This window comes from Chitinophaga sp., from assembly GCF_035538455.1.
Lineage (GTDB): Bacteria > Bacteroidota > Bacteroidia > Chitinophagales > Chitinophagaceae > Chitinophaga.
In genome coordinates, this window is record NZ_DATLKJ010000176.1 from 18422 (window position 1) to 35690 (window position 17269).

17 protein-coding genes are annotated in these 17269 nt (G+C 42.6%); 2 read left to right on the forward strand and 15 right to left on the reverse strand.

Annotated elements, in window-relative coordinates:
• Window positions 1–282: 282 nt before the first annotated feature.
• From VM802_RS20940 to VM802_RS21005, 14 genes are all read right to left on the reverse strand, one after another.
• A complete protein-coding gene (locus tag VM802_RS20940; RefSeq protein WP_325534193.1) occupies window positions 283–570 on the reverse strand; it encodes an acylphosphatase in 288 nt (95 codons plus the stop codon).
• A gap of 932 nt (window positions 571–1502) precedes the next feature.
• Window positions 1503–2096: a 2'-5' RNA ligase family protein gene (locus tag VM802_RS20945; protein ID WP_325534195.1), complete on the reverse strand. Its 594-nt coding sequence runs from the start codon at window positions 2094–2096 to the stop codon at window positions 1503–1505.
• A 136-nt stretch (window positions 2097–2232) separates the two neighbouring features.
• Entirely contained in the window at window positions 2233–2994 is a 762-nt protein-coding gene (tpiA, locus tag VM802_RS20950) for a triose-phosphate isomerase (protein ID WP_325534197.1), read from the reverse strand.
• A 20-nt stretch (window positions 2995–3014) separates the two neighbouring features.
• Window positions 3015–4181 (reverse strand): putative sugar nucleotidyl transferase, encoded by a 1167-nt coding sequence (locus VM802_RS20955; RefSeq protein ID WP_325534198.1) that lies wholly within the window; start codon window positions 4179–4181, stop codon window positions 3015–3017.
• 67 nt (window positions 4182–4248) lie between these two features.
• Entirely contained in the window at window positions 4249–4500 is a 252-nt protein-coding gene (locus VM802_RS20960; protein WP_168805214.1) for a type B 50S ribosomal protein L31, read from the reverse strand.
• A 75-nt stretch (window positions 4501–4575) separates the two neighbouring features.
• A complete protein-coding gene (locus tag VM802_RS20965) occupies window positions 4576–5067 on the reverse strand; it encodes a YajQ family cyclic di-GMP-binding protein (protein WP_325534204.1) in 492 nt (163 codons plus the stop codon).
• Between the two features lie 90 nt (window positions 5068–5157).
• Window positions 5158–5892 (reverse strand): head GIN domain-containing protein, encoded by a 735-nt coding sequence (locus VM802_RS20970; RefSeq protein ID WP_325534206.1) that lies wholly within the window; start codon window positions 5890–5892, stop codon window positions 5158–5160.
• A 53-nt stretch (window positions 5893–5945) separates the two neighbouring features.
• Window positions 5946–7031 (reverse strand): hypothetical protein, encoded by a 1086-nt coding sequence (locus tag VM802_RS20975; protein WP_325534208.1) that lies wholly within the window; start codon window positions 7029–7031, stop codon window positions 5946–5948.
• Window positions 7015–7569 carry a hypothetical protein gene (locus tag VM802_RS20980; RefSeq protein ID WP_325534210.1) on the reverse strand — a complete coding sequence of 185 codons (555 nt, stop codon included), beginning with the start codon at window positions 7567–7569 and terminating at the stop codon, window positions 7015–7017. Before VM802_RS20980 ends, VM802_RS20975 begins: the two co-directional genes overlap by 17 nt.
• Window positions 7569–8135: an RNA polymerase sigma factor gene (locus VM802_RS20985; RefSeq protein ID WP_325534212.1), complete on the reverse strand. Its 567-nt coding sequence runs from the start codon at window positions 8133–8135 to the stop codon at window positions 7569–7571. The genes VM802_RS20980 and VM802_RS20985 overlap by 1 nt, the downstream gene beginning before the upstream one ends.
• Before the next feature lie 321 nt (window positions 8136–8456).
• The gene (locus VM802_RS20990) at window positions 8457–10934 is read right to left on the reverse strand and encodes a TonB-dependent receptor domain-containing protein (RefSeq protein WP_325534214.1); all 2478 of its coding nucleotides are present in this window, start codon (window positions 10932–10934) and stop codon (window positions 8457–8459) included.
• Window positions 10935–11270: 336 nt separating this feature from the next.
• Window positions 11271–11699 (reverse strand): hemerythrin domain-containing protein, encoded by a 429-nt coding sequence (locus VM802_RS20995; protein ID WP_325534216.1) that lies wholly within the window; start codon window positions 11697–11699, stop codon window positions 11271–11273.
• A 6-nt stretch (window positions 11700–11705) separates the two neighbouring features.
• Window positions 11706–13007, reverse strand: coding sequence for a prolipoprotein diacylglyceryl transferase (locus VM802_RS21000; RefSeq protein WP_325534218.1), 1302 nt, complete (start codon window positions 13005–13007; stop codon window positions 11706–11708).
• A gap of 125 nt (window positions 13008–13132) precedes the next feature.
• Window positions 13133–13546, reverse strand: coding sequence for a BrxA/BrxB family bacilliredoxin (locus tag VM802_RS21005; RefSeq protein WP_325534220.1), 414 nt, complete (start codon window positions 13544–13546; stop codon window positions 13133–13135).
• Window positions 13547–13794: 248 nt separating this feature from the next.
• Here VM802_RS21005 and VM802_RS21010 point away from each other — a divergent pair, with 248 nt between their 5' ends.
• On the forward strand, window positions 13795–14238 hold the full coding sequence (locus VM802_RS21010) for an Hsp20/alpha crystallin family protein (protein WP_325534222.1): 444 nt from the start codon (window positions 13795–13797) through the stop codon (window positions 14236–14238).
• 157 nt (window positions 14239–14395) lie between these two features.
• Window positions 14396–15235, forward strand: a complete 840-nt coding sequence (locus VM802_RS21015; protein ID WP_325534224.1) for a hypothetical protein — start codon at window positions 14396–14398, stop codon at window positions 15233–15235.
• Between the two features lie 392 nt (window positions 15236–15627).
• On the opposite strand, the gene VM802_RS21020 is transcribed toward VM802_RS21015, so the two are convergent.
• Window positions 15628–17028: a type III PLP-dependent enzyme domain-containing protein gene (locus VM802_RS21020; protein WP_325534226.1), complete on the reverse strand. Its 1401-nt coding sequence runs from the start codon at window positions 17026–17028 to the stop codon at window positions 15628–15630.
• Between the last annotated feature and the right edge of the window lie 241 nt (window positions 17029–17269).

Here is a 17269-nt window from a genome sequence, read left to right on the forward strand (position 1 = left end):
GTATACGGCTGAAATAATAAACAATCATTCGTATATGTTCTTTGCGCTTTTTACTGATATACATTGCTTATATAAATGTACACCACATCCAGGGGCATAGGATGAACACCTGTTATCTAACCAGGCATATTTCAAAGGATAGTTTTTATGATTTCTGTGAACAGTATCTATATTGATCACCGTTCCTGCCAGCCCATAGGATAACCCATCATTAATTCAATTTACGCTAGCTCATGCATGATATATGGTTCTGATCAATCATCCACCAGACATTTGCCGCACTTATCCATGAAGTATCGTGAAGCCATTAATATGTTGTACTTCTCCGGTAATGATGTCAACTTCTTTTACTTCAGATAATGCAGGCCCTTTCCTGCACCAGTTAAGGAAATCATCCAGCACCTGCGCTTCGGCTTCTGCCACAATCCATACATTTTTATCAGGAAGATTCTTGATATACCCTTGTATCCCCAGCAGGTCAGCAATGTGTTTGGCATTGGCCCGGAATCCAACACCCTGTACACGGCCTTTTACCACGATCTCTTTATGTATAATTGGTTGAGTTGTCATAAAACAACTGATTAATATATAGTTAAACTAATTTAGTACGAAAGTATTGAGGTATGAGGTTATTATACTCATATGATGTTATGATAATCAACGGCGTTAAGTATCATTCTAAGTGAGCTTCATCATTATTGATTTCTATTATAACAGGATTAATTAATAACGTTACGATATATTAAAGAGTATCTGAAACAGGATTTACCGGAAGTGATTTATTATTGTACTCCACTATATGCATCTGGCTGTCGTAGACAGAGCCACCACATCGCTATATCATGCAGTTATGCAGTAGTGCTGCGTTACGCATTTAATACGACGTGATAATGTAATAAACAACAATATCTCACTTATACTTCGCTTTGACGATAACGTCAGGTCACATTTACCAGCCATATAACAAACTGGTCTTATGAGCTACGAATTTAGCTATTAATATGTAATTGCATCCAAACTGATACGTTGAATACAAACCGGGAAGTAGGAGAATGTACGCGGCTGGTGTTGGGGATAACAAACCTTCCCTTTCCCGATACATCCTGTTTCAGACAATTATTTTCTAAAGCCATACAATTCGTCGGAACTGTCCTGGCTGGGGATTTAATTATTCGTCTTTTAACAACTATCGCATTTAATAATTACCATTAGCCATGCTACCAATGATAACATCAACAATTTTATCACGATACTATAATTATCAATCATCTACCTTACTGCGTCAATGTTATAATGCTCAATTTAGGCTCATCTACGTTTGCCTCTCCAGGCAATATACAAGTAATCTATATGTCCTTCTCTGCAATAATAAGATGCTATAGTAACTGCCCCGTTGAAGATCAACGATGCTTATCTTTTTACCCGGCATCTCATTGCGAATATTCAATGCAAATAGCGATAAAGATTTGCGAGACAATAGCTTATCAGGCTGCTCCAATCAATCAAGCTGCGTAATTGAACAATGATCCTGTCAAATGCTCAATATCTCCAAACACAAAGTCTCTCACTCTTTCATATTTTCCGCCTGTGGTTGGCCTTTTCATCAAAGTAAAGCAATGACAATTGAAGCTACGGACAAACAACTGCTGAGCTAACGTCGGTAAAACCTTATCTGCTGCCTCCTGCTGAATATTCCTCGTGAGCATAATATGCGGCCGGAAAGCCTGTGGCTTCAGATCAAATGCCAGCATAATGCTCTTGTGCAATTCCACAATAGGCTTCGGGTTGGCAACATTAATACCAATACTCTGTCTTCCATCCGCATGCTTAAATGACTCCAGGCGTGATGTATATATTGCAAAGCCTGACTGCTTCCGCGCCACATCTTCCAGCATAGTAATGAAATCCTCTTCATACCGCTCCGGAAATGCAGAACGGAATAAAGCTATATGCAAAGGCCCGGCCGTAACCCGCTCATCACTCAACGTACCAGCTATATATTGCCGGATACGGGTAATATCTTTTGCGACCAACACATCCGGATTCACTACCAGCAGATAATCAAATTCTTCAGAAATTTCATAATTCGTATTCATAACCTGATATTTTAAATCTTCCTGTTAGAATGACAACACGAATATACAACCTTTTTTCAGAAATACTAATTTTTTTAGCATTTAATACTAAAAAAATGTGCAGCTTTAGTAACTGCACATTTTCTCAAATGACTTATTAAGCGAGTTTACGTACGATCTCCACAAAATCAGCCGCCACCAGCGAGGCGCCGCCAATCAGTCCGCCATCCACATCCGGGCTGGCAAACAACTCTGCTGCATTACCTGGTTTCGCACTGCCACCGTATAAAACAGTCAAGTGCAATGCCGCTTCACGACCATACTTTTCCGCAATCCTGGAACGGATAAAGGCGTGCATATCCTGTGCCTGCGCAGCACTTGCAGTAAGTCCTGTACCTATCGCCCAAATTGGCTCATAAGCAATCACTACATTCTTTAACTGCTCTGCTGTAAGATGATAAAGGCTTTCTTCCAGCTGTTTGGCCACATAAGCATTCTGGGTTTCCGCCTGCCTGATCTCCAGTGGCTCGCCGCAACAGAAAATCGGCTTGATGCCGTTGGCCAGCGCCTGATCAACTTTCTTCGCCAACATTGCATTGCTCTCTGCAAAATATTCCCTTCTTTCAGAATGCCCCAGGATAACATAATCTACTCCTACTGACTGCAGCATTTCCGCTGATACTTCACCAGTATAGGCGCCGGATTTTTCACTATAACAGTTCTGTGCAGCAACAAAAAACCCAGGATAGTTTTTCAACAGGGATTTGGCTTTTGCGAGATAGGGGAAAGGAGTAGCAATGACTACTTCTTGTCCTTCTTCCAGCTTCAGACCAGCCTGTAGAATGTCGTTGATCAGTTGCTCTCCCTGCGTCAGCGTCAGGTTCATTTTCCAGTTACCTGCAACAATTTTCTTTCTCATAAATACTGTGATATTAAGTTTTAAGGTCGTTTTGTAAATGCATATACAGCCTCCAATATTCTGCTGTCGGCCATATCTAGCTGCTTGTTCTTCATTTTCATCCAGGCAGCGGCATCCCGCAGCGCTTCCGGCAACCGATAGGTAGCGTCTCCCCCCCAGCTGAAAGAAGGTACAAACACCGGTGGAAAATGTGCACCGAAAATGTTACAGGACACCCCAATCACTGTTCCGGTATTTAACATGGTATTGATACCACAGCGACTGTAATCCCCCATCAGTACCCCATTTTTAAATCCGGCTATTGCAGCCTCTCCACGGGCTTCCAGCCACACTTTCACATTGCCTCCATTATTCTTTACATTAGAGCAGGAGGTATTCGCCCCCAGGTTACACCATTCTCCTATCACAGCATCTCCCAGGTAACCATCATGCCCCTTATTGGAATAACCGAACATCACGCTGTTCTTGATCTCACCACCGCCTGTGCAAAAAGGCCCCAACGTAGTGGCACCATATATCTTTGCCCCCATTTTCAGCACAGCCCCTTCACATAATGCAAGCGGCCCACGAATAAGACACCCTTCCATTACAATTGCATTCTTCCCTATATAAACAGGTCCGGATGCGGCATTAAGCAGACTACATTCCACAGTAGCGCCGGGCTCAATGAAAACCTGGTCTCTGTTAACCACCTGATTAGTAGCCGGTATTGGTGCAGATTCACGTCCCTGGGTAAGTAATGCAAAGTCATCCCTGATGGCTTTGTCATTTAGCTGGAAAATATCCCAAGGCATCTGGATACAGGCAATTGCTTTTGTGTAATTCTTCCTGTCTCCCGTCGCCAGCAGATGTACTTCACGGCCTTGCAACGACTTTGCAATCAGTTGATTGTCTTTATATAACTCCTGGTCAGGTTGCATTGCTTTCACAGCGGCCACAATGTTTGCATCAGGCAGGATATGTCCGCTCAACAGGATATTCATCGTGTTCTCTTCGCCATTACGAAGCGGAAATTTCTCTTGCAGATGCTGCACTGTAAAATGACTTACCGCAGCCCCCAGCCAATGTTCCCACTTCTCCTGGATGGTAAGTATACCAACCCTGCAGGCTGCAATAGGTCTTGTATGTGTAAAAGGGTATAAGAGTTCACGGGCGGGCGTGTCGAAAAGAATGTAATTACGCTCCATAGGGGCTAAAAATAAAAAATCCCATCGATAAGCCGATGGGATTCTCAAAAAAATATTTACAAGAAGACTATGCTTTCTTTGCGTAACGTTTGTTGAATTTGTCGATACGACCCGCGGTATCCACCAATACATTCTTACCAGTATAGAACGGATGAGATGTATTGGAAATTTCCAACTTGATCAACGGATACTCATTGCCATCTTCCCATTTAACTGTTTCTTTGGAAGGAGCAGTGGAACGGCTCAAAAAGCTATGCCCGTTTGACATATCCTTAAATACCACAAACCTATAATTTTCTGGATGGATTCCCTGTTTCATATCAAAAGTTATTGTAAATACAGGGTGCAAAGGTAACTATTTTTCTTTTACACCCCAAAGTTTATTTAAAAAAAATTAAGCCTTCATATTAATATATTGCAGGGGGATACCCAGATTCGCCTCTCTGCACTTATGTATAACATCCTGTAAATCATCTATTTTCTTACCTGTTACCCGCACAATATCATCCATAATGGCGGCCTGCACCTTTAAGCCGGAGTCTTTTATCAACTTTATGATCTTCTTCGCGTCTTCCTGCTTAATACCATTCCGGATAGGTATTTCTTTCTTATATACCTTACCACTCTGATAGGCTTCCTTGCTCTGGTCATAAATGGATGCTTCCAGTCCCTGGCGCATGGTACGGCTGATCAATACATCCAGTACCTGACTCAGCTTCATATCACTCTCCACCTCTATCTTCAGTAACATATCCTTCTTATTCAGATCAATTTCCACGTGCGACCCTTTAAAATCGTACCTATTGGTGATCTCTTTCTTTACCGTGTTAATGGCGTTATCCAACGTCTGTAAATCAACTTTGCTAACAATGTCAAAGGATGGCATAACTTAATTATTTTTGTATCGGACAGCAAAGATAAAAAAAAGCAGGTAGTGAACTACCTGCCGTAATATATAAATCTAAATCTAAAAAAATTACATCCTGCTCACTTTGCCCATACCAGAGATGGACTGGGTAACAACCGGCTCACCTTTGTACTTCACTTTCCCCATACCAGACACACTTACATTCAGTTTCTTTTCAGCAAAAACGCGGGCCTTCCCGGTTCCAGAGATACCAATCTCTACATCATCAGAACGGAGATCTGTAGCTGCGATGTCAGCAGCACCAGATATACCGTATTCTGCACTGCGGCTGGTTCCTTTCAGTTCGATATTGCTGGCTCCTGACAAATCAACGGCTACTTTACCGGTGTTCAGTTCCAGATTAGCATTGGTGGCGCCGCTGAACTCAAGTTCCAGCTTATCTGACCTGAGTGTACCCGTACTGGTGAAGCCGCTTGCCCCACTGGCGGAAAGGCGCTTCACCTTTTCCAGTGTAACATAAACGGTTATAGGTTTGGTAGGATTGATGGAAATCCCTTTACGGCTCTTTATTTCCAACTCATCACCACGGACTTCAGTCAAAATATACGGCAGCAGATTCTCTTCCGCCTCTATTTTAATACTGTGGGTGCTACCCTGCTGAACTACCACTTTATAAACGCCGGAAGTGCTTATTTCTGTAAATGGAGAAGCATTCCGGTTCTCCGATTTTATTACACCGTTACCCTTGATCTGCTGGTCAAATGCAGTACGGAAAGACGATAACACAGCTACCAGCAACATAAAAGGCAATACATAGGCAGCCAACTTTACAATTTTTTTCATGTGGATTTTTTTAGATAGTTTATATATGAAGGTTTTAGAATGGACTTCTGTATTTAGTAAGTACCCAGCTTCACATCACAGTTGCTCCCCTTTACACGGAAAACGGCGGACTGCTCATTGCCACCTCCCGCCTGGGCCGTATAGGAAAGGGCTCCGCCTACTGATTTGTTAGAGACAACATTCTTCAATTCCAGGTCTCCCGTATGCAAGTCTCCATGAAACAACCGCACTTCAATACGCATAGGCAGCCGTGAAGGCACATTCGCTTTAAGATCTGCATAGCTCAGCTGAAGATCCGCTCCTTTAAAACCGGAACCGATCTTCCGGATATTGACATCACCATAGGTTGCTTTCAGATCTATGCTTTGTTGCAACTCGCCGGTAACGAGGTCAGTGTAGGCAAGCGCTCCTGTAATGGAACCAAGACGGTCCACTTTATAATCATCGTAACTGGCGGACATTTCCACAGTTCCCACATTACCAATAGTATAATTACCATAGCTGGAATGCGTTACAAGGCTTCCAAGCTGATCTGCACGCAGGTTCGAATAACTGCTTTTCATCACCACCTTTCCGGCTTTACCTATTTTACCCTTATCACAGTAGCTCACTGTCAGCTGCAGATCTTCCGCCTCGCGGATATCATAAGTACTATAGCTGAGTACCATTTCAGCAGGGAATGAAAACCTGTCTGCGATTACGTCTCCAAACTGGTTGAGCACGCTCACCTTGGAAAGGCTCTGTGGTAGGTAAACATCATAGTCAATGTTCACATACTCCTTGGAGTCTCTTTTTCCTCCCCACGAAAACCAGGATCCACCTGAACCGGAGGGATTATAAGCAGATTTCAGACTCACTGTATTCCCACTCTGGTCTTCCTGTATCTTTACTGACTCCGCAGTTTCCTGTGCTTCCCTGTCACTTTTACCGAAACCGGTGATAACAATGGTTGCCTTGATCGTATTCTTATTCCAGGTATGAAAAACGATCTTCCCATATTTGTTGGCAACATTAAAAACAGCACCAGCACTAACAGTATATTCTTTGTTGATCGTCTTCTTATAGTCTATACCGGTGTTCCGCGCCTGTACGAGCAATGGAAACAGAAAACATAACAGGAGATTAAATTTCAGCTTCATATCGTTTTTTTAATTGAGCGGGGGCTACCTGTTTTTCACGTAGTTCCTCCAGTATTTTGTCAAGTAAGTCAAGTTTCAACTGATAATAGCGTATCATGGCAGCGCGGATCCTCTCGTTGCCGGGATTGTTTTTCAGTTCTTTTTCAAGTGCATTGTAAGTATCGTTGCGAAGTTCCAGCTCCTGACGGGCGGTACTGTCCAGCCCAAGCGTGGACGCGGGATATGCATTGATTTGCTCCAGTTTTTCGTTTATACGTGACGTATAGTATGCAGTTGCTTCGTGCACTTCCGGGGCCAGTACGGCCAGGTCCTGCTGACGTTGATGATTTTTGGCGAAATAGAAAAAAGCAGCAGCGTTAATTATCAATACAGCTATAACGGCGGCTTTAAACCAGTTACGGCCCAACATCTGCACTACCCTGCCTTTCCGGCTGTTCCCCAACTCCTTTTCCAGCGCTTCCCAAACCTTGGGTGAAGGACCGGGACCTTCAAACTCCTCCCGGTGCTGCCGGATAAAACTTTCAAAATTGTCTGGCATTAACGGATTAAATTTTGCTGTTTTACAATCTGTCTTACTTTCTCCTTTGCACGCATATACTGTGTTTTAACAGTAGATTCAGAAATACCTAGCATATCTGCTATTTCGCGGTGTGAATAATCTTCGAAGAGATAAAGGTTCAACACCGTCCGGTATCCGTGTGGAAGGCTACCTATGGCCGATTTTACTGCGGCCACGGTCCAGGTGAAATCGGCTTCATCCACGCTTCTCTCTTCCGCGACTTCCACCACCTCTACATCTTCAAAATACACTTTTTTCTTCCGCAATGTGTTCAGACAGTGGTTTATCACCACCCGTTTGATCCAGGCGGTCAGGCTACTGTCGTTTTCCAGTTTGCCGATATTCTTGTGTACCTGTATGAAGGCTTCTTGCAAAGTGTCTTCTGCATCGTTAACATTACCGGTCATACGCAGGCAGATATTATACATCGCTGCTGAATAAGCATTATACAGCTCGCGGAAGGCGCGAACATCTCCTTTTTTGCAACGATCGACTACGTTCTCTGCTAATGGCGTCTGGTTCAAGTTATTGGCTGATGCTTTCATTATAAAGACAATGATTATAAAAAAGGTTGCACGAATGCCTGACTTTTGATCCGAAATCTGACAATCTGAGTGGGACGGGCAAGGATATGTAGATTGTAAATAATTATAATTCAATTAATTACAATAAAATATCCGTTATATGTTTTCTCGAAAAAATTTTTAATAAAATTAGATGAATACCCATGATCCCATTCTTAAATTCCACCAATCGCTCTTTTTTTGTGACGAAAAGAATCCCTCCTGCTTTTAATCAAAAAACGCGGCCTGACGAGAGGCCGCGTTACTCCATCCTTATATATACCTAAAAAACCATTAAGGATGTTAGTTGCCCCCCTGTTTCACGCGGTTCTGCTCTGCTTCAAGGCCCGTCTGACGATTACGCGCCGCCTTCACATTGCTGTTACCAAAGCGGTAGGTAAAGTTGAGGCGTACTTGCTGGGCATCCCAACGGCTACTTACGGAGGTATATTTACCCGCATTGTCGAAGGAGCCGCGGAAATATTGTGTTTTCAACACATCTGTCATACTCAGCTTCAGGGTACCTTTTCCTTTCAGAACTTTCTGTTGCAAACCCAGATCCAGCGCACACATGGACTTCATACGAAATAAACCCTCATCGGCCACCTGCGGCGATACATAGAAGAAAGTGGCTTCTGCTGTCAGGTTTTTGTTAATGATAAATGTCTGCTGGGTGCGGCCGAAGAAACCGAAGGCATACAGTTTTACATGGTTATTATCAACAACCGTTTCAAATATGTTATAAGCGCCGGATAATGTTGTGAAACTATTCCACCATTTCGTGATCGGGAAAGGCACGGATACGTTCATGTTGAAATTATCTGCCTTAGCTACATTCTGGTACTTGTACTTCAACACTGTGGAGTCACCTGTTGCCATGTCTACATCGGATGACAATATCCTGGTCATCATATCTTTCGTATGTGCATATCCGATAGAGGTGATCAGAAAATCTTTGAACGTATGTGTTACTTCAAAGTTATTAGAGTATTGTGGTCTCAAACTGGGATTACCTGACACCTTTGTATACCTGTCGAGATAAAACTCAAATGGATTCAGATCTTCATAACTAGGACGCTGTATACGTCTGCTATAGGTGATACCCAACGTGTTGTCCTTATTCAGTGTATAAGTAACCGCCGCGCTTGGGAACAGGTTAAAATAGCTGGAGTCGTTATTGACAACCACATCCTGATTCCCTTTCCTTGACTCAGAGCGGCCAGTGATATGCGTCTGTTCACCACGTAAGCCCAGCTGTACAGTCCACTTTTTGTATTGCTTATTGAAGTTGATATATGCGGCGTTAATATTCTCCTTATATATGAAGTGATTGGAACGATTATCATCCAGTATCCAATTACCTCCTTTGAGCGAATCAAAACGCGCGTCATTGTCTGTTTTAACAAAGCTCAGTTTCACACCTGCTTCCAGCTTGGCTTGCTTTTTCAGCGGATGCGTATAGTCAACCTTTATAGTTTTGATTTCGATAACTGCTGGCTGATTATTACGCGATGTATCACGGTTTAGCGTTGCCTTTCCATCGCCGCCTGTAGTAAATGCATAGATATTGTTACCCTGCCTGTCCGAATTCTTCGCATAGTCCAGATCCACGTTCAGCTCCTTTCCGGTAGAATCCAATACACCACGATAATTCAGGTTATAAGCGCCACGCCTCCATATTCCTCCTTGATTCGTATTGGTACGCAGGATTGAGTCTATAATCTTGCCGTTCCCCATCAATGTAGTGGAAACACCGGGATCTTTGTAATCCCTGTAGGCAACATCTGCCATTACACCGATAGTGTGGCCCTTTGCAAGGAAATAATCCAACCCTATTTTACCTGCATGGTACTCAGACTGGTTATGCATTTCGCTTACCTGATCATACACCCGATAGCTGTTCTTGTCTGTCAGAGAGCGGAAAAGACCCAGATTCTGCTCTTGCTCACGGTGATTGTAGTTATAAGAACCGTATATATTAAATTTCTCGTTACGGTGATTCAGGTTCAGCCCTGCATTGTAACGGGGCTTTTTACCATGAGAGGCTCCCAGAGTCAGATTACCATTGGTGCCATAGTTTTTGTTTTTCTTCAGTTTCAGGTTAATGATCCCCGCATTGCCGGCTGCATCATATTTGGCGGAAGGATTGGCTATCAGTTCAATCTGCTCCAGGTTAGTACTGGGCATACTTCTGAGCAGCTCGGCAATATCCTGGGACGACATATTGGTTTGCTTGCCATCAATCAATATGATCACACCGCTCTTACCTTTCATGGAAATATTACCATCCTTATCTACATTAATAGTAGGAGACTTTTCCAGTACCTCCATAGCATTACCACCAGATGCACTGATGCTATTTTCCACATTTACCACCATTTTATCAGCTCTTTGCTCAATAAAAGGCTTGCGGGCAGTTACATCAACAGCTTTAAGACTTTTGGAGGAGGCCTCCATGGAAATAGGCGGTAGTTGTACAGCGGCAGTTACCACGTCAAAGGCCTTACCATAGGTCTTGTTCATTCCTACAGCTGCAGCGGCTATGAGGTACTTACCCTGCTTTACATTCTCAAATTCATACTTACCGCCGATATCGGCAATAGCGCCTTTTACCAGGGAAGAGTCTTTTGCTTTCAACAAAGTAATAGTAGCAAACTCTACAGGTTTCGACCCGGTTTGTACAACCTGTCCAGACACTCTTGGACCATTCTGAGCCTGGGAGTTAAAGGAAGCGCTTAACACAGTGACTGTCAATGTAAACGCTTTAAAAATCGCTTTCATATAAGGGCGGATTTAGATTTAGTTTTTTAGGTACTAGCTATGTTTTAGATCCTTACTTAATCAACTACAGTATATAATACACTACAGTATCTTAAATAATACATTGTAAAGATAGGTATCTTGCATTACATAGTACATAACTTTACACAAACGGTCTATTGGTAGGGACGATTGGTAAAATCTGACGGTAACGAAATAAAGACGACTCAGGGAAATTAATGTTGCATGGAGGTTTGAAGGATATTAGACAGCGGTGTTAATGCAGGATAGACGGTAAAAAACAGCTTTTAGCATTATCTATGCTAAAAGCTGTCAGTCATTTATATAACAACCAGTTTATTTTTCGAATTGGAGGCTGTTGAGGAATTCAGGGAACAATTGCTGCAGCAGTTCAAAAAACTGGCGCTCTTCTTTCCGGATGTGCTCTTCAAGGCTCGTAGCCAGGCGATCCATATCCTCATCCAGCTGGCGACTATCTGCCAGGGTACTATACATCCCGGAGATAATGCGGTGCTCCTGTTGCAACTCCTTAATCAGTGCATCCACAGCAGGATCTTTACCCATACATTTTTCAAAAAGATATTCTTCCTTCTGAATATGCGGTACCATTAATTCCTGGAACACTTTCACCACATATTCAAACTTCGCTTGTGTTTCTAACGGAAACCCCTCGTAAGGGGCCGCATTCTTTTTCAGATACCGGCAGACAAACAGAAGACGTTTATGCTCATGTGACAATGGTATCAGTGACGGATGACGCTGCATATCAAATTATCTGGGAAGAGTAACTGCTGCCGCATTTTTCTTGCGGCAATACCAGATAAATACGATACCGCCAATCACCATCAGGGAAGAAATGATCTCTGCCTGCGTAGGATGAAAACCGAAAATATCGTACTTGGTATTCACTCTTATCTTCTCAATAAAAAATCTCTCTATGCCGTTCAATACCAGGTAAACACCAAACAATACACCTGGAATCTTCACTTTTCTACGAATTGCCCATAATACTCCGAAAAGAAGCAGGCAGGCAATAATCTCATATAGCGGCGTAGGATATACGCCAACTGGCAGCACGCGGCAATATTGTCCATCGCAACCAGGCAAAGACACCCCTTCCCGGATTACATTATGCGGATATCCGGAAGCAAAGAACCAGTCAGGCAGAAAACCCAGTGCAGCAGGCTTACTGAAAGCAGCGTGGGGAATATGACTAGTATCGCTATACTGCTGCTGAAAATAAGCAATATTCTGTTGCACAGCTTTATTGAATTCAGCTGGTGCCACATTTACAACGCGACCAGTAGTATCTGTGATGTAAGCACTGTTGTAGATACCCCAGTCACCATCGCCGGCAAACTGACACCCCATCCTACCTATGCCGTAAGCCAGCATCAGAGCGGGAGCCGCACTATCAATCAGTTGTTTTATACTGATCTGTTTCTTGCGTGCATAATTCAGGATCACCACAGTGGCTACAATCAGGCCACCATAAAAAGTCAGTCCGCTGAAAGATACCAGTGAACCCAAAGGATCCTGCATGAAATCATTCCAGTTCTCAAGATTATGGAAGATCTTAGCACCGATAAGACCTGCAATAGCAGCCATGACAACGATGTCAGGAACACGCTGGTGCGGCCATACCGAAACCACTTCCTTCCCCGGTGTGGTGGCCTTCTTTTTTTTGTTGCTATTATATTTAATATATACAAAGCCGGCTGCAACCAGCAGTCCAGCCCAAAAACTCCCCTGTCCTGACAACATATACCCCTGAAGGTCCTGGGAAGCAGCGGTCCAGTTGAGCATCAGACCAATGATCTTCCATCCCAGTAAAAAACCTATTACGCCATTTCCTATGAGCTCGCCTCTGGTGGCAGGCCCGCCAACAGTTATAGTCTCCTGAACTGGCAGCATCAGCCCCATCTTTTCCCGGCGTTTCAATTCACGGGTAAGCACATACGCAGCGGCAAGAAATGCCACCGCCACAAAAAAGCCGAATGTCTGGAAAATCTTTAGTACAGGAATTTCTAACCCTAACAGATCTCTGAGTGCGTAATATAAATTAGGATACATAGCCAAAAAAATTGGTGATCTGAGTTTTCCTATGAACAAAGCCGAATTTAATCAAAAGGAAAATCAAACCACCAAAGTACGATACAAATTCGAATGTATGAATCCGAATAGTGAAATTTTATTATTTAACAATATTGTTCAAATGCATCTGCGAGGTTAGCAGCAATCATTTGAGCCGGGCGACCTTCGATCATATGACGCTCGATGAAATGAACCAGCTGGCCATCCTTAAACAGGGCAATAGCCGGAGAAGAAGGAGGATAAGGCAGCAAGTGTTCACGAATCTGGTTAACTGCTTCTACATCAAAACCTGCGAAGCTGGTTGTGAGTCTATCTGGTTTCTTTTCGCTGTGCGCTACTGCCATCAGTACGCCCGGACGGGCAGAACCTGCAGAGCAGCCGCAAACAGAGTTAATCATTACAAGGGTAGTTCCTTCTTTCTTCAGCGTTTCATTCACACTGGTAGCTGTCAGCAGCTCGTCGAAACCATTATCAGTCAACTCTGCCTTCATGGGCATTACTAATTCCGCTGGGTACATATAATTATAATTTTTTCTGTTTGGATGGATTATTTATTGACAAAGTTAAATATATAGAACCGAAAATTAAAAAAATACATCTCAAAAAAGACTTTTTGACACAACACAAACAATTAAACAGACATTATGTCATAATCTGTAACGTTTTTACTAACAAAATAGCAGTTTTTGTGGCATGGTATCCCATTTGATCTACAGCCGATACAGAAACAAAAAATAGATTTCACACTAAAAAATTTATAGAAGCTATGACACATGTTAAATTATTCAACCACAACCCTCTTAGCAGAAACATCGGTGATATCCTGAACGGCGGATGGACCAAATTTGTAAATGATGATTTCCTGACCGGCGATTTCTTTGCAACTCATCCTCCTGTAAATATTACCGAAACCAAGGATGCCTTCCTGGTAGACGTAGTAGCTCCCGGCTTCTCCAAAGAAGATATTAAAATCAACACTGACGATAAATCCTTAACTATCAGTGCTGAACGTAAAGCTGAAACCAAAAACGAAGCCGACAAACAGGTTCGCCGGGAATTCAGCTTCAGGTCTTTCAAACGCTCTTTCAGCATCGGTGATGCTGTAGATACCACGAAGATCAACGCAAAATATGACAATGGTATCCTGAAGGTTACGCTTCCTAAGAAAGAAAACAAACAGGATTCCCCGAAAGAAATAGTAGTGGAATAAGGGAAACATGTCAATTTTCTCACGAAAACTGGCAATGACATGGGGGTTAAAGGAGGTACATTCGTGTATCTCCTTTTTAAATTGTGTATAATTCACACAAACGTTTAATCTCCATCGCACTATAATGCAATAATTTGCTTATAATAAGCAAGCATTGATGGCAAAGCAATTTGGCAGGGAAGCCTGGTCATTCACCAAAAACATCTATCACGGTACAGAGCAGACTGTGATAGGGAAAGTACTGTTACGTACCGATGATACCTATGAACAAGCAAAGATCCGGCTCATCTACGATTATATCTTCTTCTATATTATCCTGCTCATGGCAATTATGCTGCTGGCTCTAATCAGCCAGAATGAAGTGAATATGATCCTTGTTCCCTTTCTGACAGCCACTTTGCTGATGTGCCTATTCCTCCTTAAAAAAAGAGTTCCGGCTGCAGCCGTAGGGCTGCTCACCTCTTTCAGTACTGTGATCATGCCCGCCCTTTCCTCCTTTTTTAACAACCAGGACCTATCCCCCAAATATGCTATTATATGGGCTATGAGTATCTTACTGTGCTTTATCACGGTTAATTTACGCGTCGCACTCATTCTCTGCACGCTGCTTTGTGTTTATCTCTCATCAGTAGCATACATCAAACTGAATCATATTGAAACCTACATCACTCCGGGCTATTCAGACGCCTTTCAGTACGTTTCCAACCCAATCATCGTTGGCTTGTATATCCTGTTCCTGCTGCGTGCACTGGGACAATATTACCGCAACATCATATCCATGGAACAACAGCGCACCCAGGAGAAGCAGAAACAGCACCTATCGCTGATCAACCAGAATCTGACCAAACAGTTCCTCCTGGTGAAAGGATTCTCCCGCTCCGGTAAATCAGCTTTTATAAATGGTGAACTGGAATTACTTGAAGCATGTTTTACGGAAATAGAAAAGCAATGTGGCACGGCCATCAATTATCTCAATGAAGAGGCACAAGAACCCTAACACCACCTACACGTCTGTGTGAGATATGAGAATTTTTTTTCTTGATAATCCCGGAATCAGGGTAATATTATTATATTACTATTCTCAACACCAGATCCGGTTAGTTAATAAAATGTTAATACATTGATGATAAATTGATCTCCATTCAGGAAATTCTGTTAAACTGAGGTTAAAAAAAATTACAACTTTTTGGTCTTACCCTTCATACCAGGGCACCCTATCTTTGTGCTATCCTATTGTCCTTATGCTATTGAATATCATCTAACCTATGCCAGCTAAGGCTTTCAATAAATGGGAGCCTTTCTTTTCCGACCAACCATCTTCGCAACGATAGAAAAAATAAGCCCCCCGAAAAATCGGGGGGCTTTCAGTAGGATTACTAACCCATTATTTTAATAACCCAATATCTTTAACATACTCTGAGCCGTCTGTTCTTTGGCATATAACCAATCTTTCAGCTGACCATTTTTGTCGTATCCCACAATCACATGTTTGGGTGAAGGAATCAGGCAATGCTTGATACCCCCGTACCCGCTCAACTGATCCTGGTAAGCGCCGGTATGAAAGAAGCCAATATACAAAGGCTCTGCAGCCGACTGTTGCTTAGGCAGGAATACAGCATTAATATGTTCCTCAGATGTATAAAAATCGTAACCGTCACAGGTAAGTCCACCAAGATGCACTTCCTGATATTCCTGATCCCATTTGTTGATGGGCAACATCAGGAATTTTTCACCGATACCCCAGGTATCAGGCAGTGTAGTAATGAAAGAGCTGTCAATCATATACCAGGACTCCCTGTCGTTCTGCATTTTTTCACCCACTACGCTGTAAATCACAGCACCACTTTCACCTACTGTAAAGGACCCAAACTCGGTGTAGATGTCGGGAACAGGAACTTTGTTCTTCTTGCACATACTCTTGATGTTTGCCACGATCTCATTTACCATGTAATTGTAATCGTAGTCAAATCCAAGTGAGTGTTTGATAGGGAAACCACCACCGATATTGATACTGTCCAGTTCAGGACAGATCTTCTTCAGCTGGCAGTACAGGTTAAGTACCCTGTTAAACTGGCTCCAGTAATAAATATCATCCTTAATCCCTTTGTTCATGAAAAAGTGCAGCATTTTCAGCTCAAACTTTTCATTGCCTTTGATCTTGTCCACGTAATACTCAAGGATATCACGGGGAGGTATACCCAGACGGGAAGTATAGAAATCAAAGCTGGGCTCTTCTTCAGCAGCTACGCGGATACCAAGCTTTACTTTTTCTTTGGATCTGATGTTCCGTTTGTAATCTTCCAGTTCTTCCTTGTTGTCCAGAACCGGAACCACATTTTTAAAGCCGCCGTTGATCAGTCTTGCAATAGCCCTGGTGTATGCTTTTGTTTTGAAGCCATTACAGATCACGTAAGTTTCCTTACTGATCTTCTTCTTCTCATACAGCTTATTAACAATGTCAATATCGTATGCGAAAGAGGTTTCTATATGCACCCCGTGTTTAAGGGTTTCCTCCATAATGAAGGAAAAATGCGAACTTTTGGTGCAGTAGCAATAATAATAATTCCCATCGTACCTGTTCTTCTTTATGGCCTCCTGGAACATCTTCTTAGCCTTATTGATCTGCATCCCAATCTTCGGGAGGTAGGTCAATTTAAACGGCGTGCCATACTTGTCTATCAGCGCCTTAATATCTAACCCATTAAACTCCAGGTAGTTGTCTTTAACTTCAAAGCCCTCCTGGGGAAACTCAAACGTCTGTTTAACGAGGTCTGTGTAGGTGTTGTTCATTTAAAATCAGCAAATGAATAATAAGTAATAAAAAATAAACTACAGGAAAAATGCTCCTTTTCTCCGTCGCTGGAAACTCCTGGTTTACACACCTACGTCAGTTGGGACCCAGCAAAATTGGTTGCAAATCTAAATATTTTGTTGATTGCTGCAGTAATTTTTTTCGTGAACGGGCATTGCAATCAGTACAAATATATAAATAATTACATGTCAATTTATTGAATAAAATTATTTAATGTTT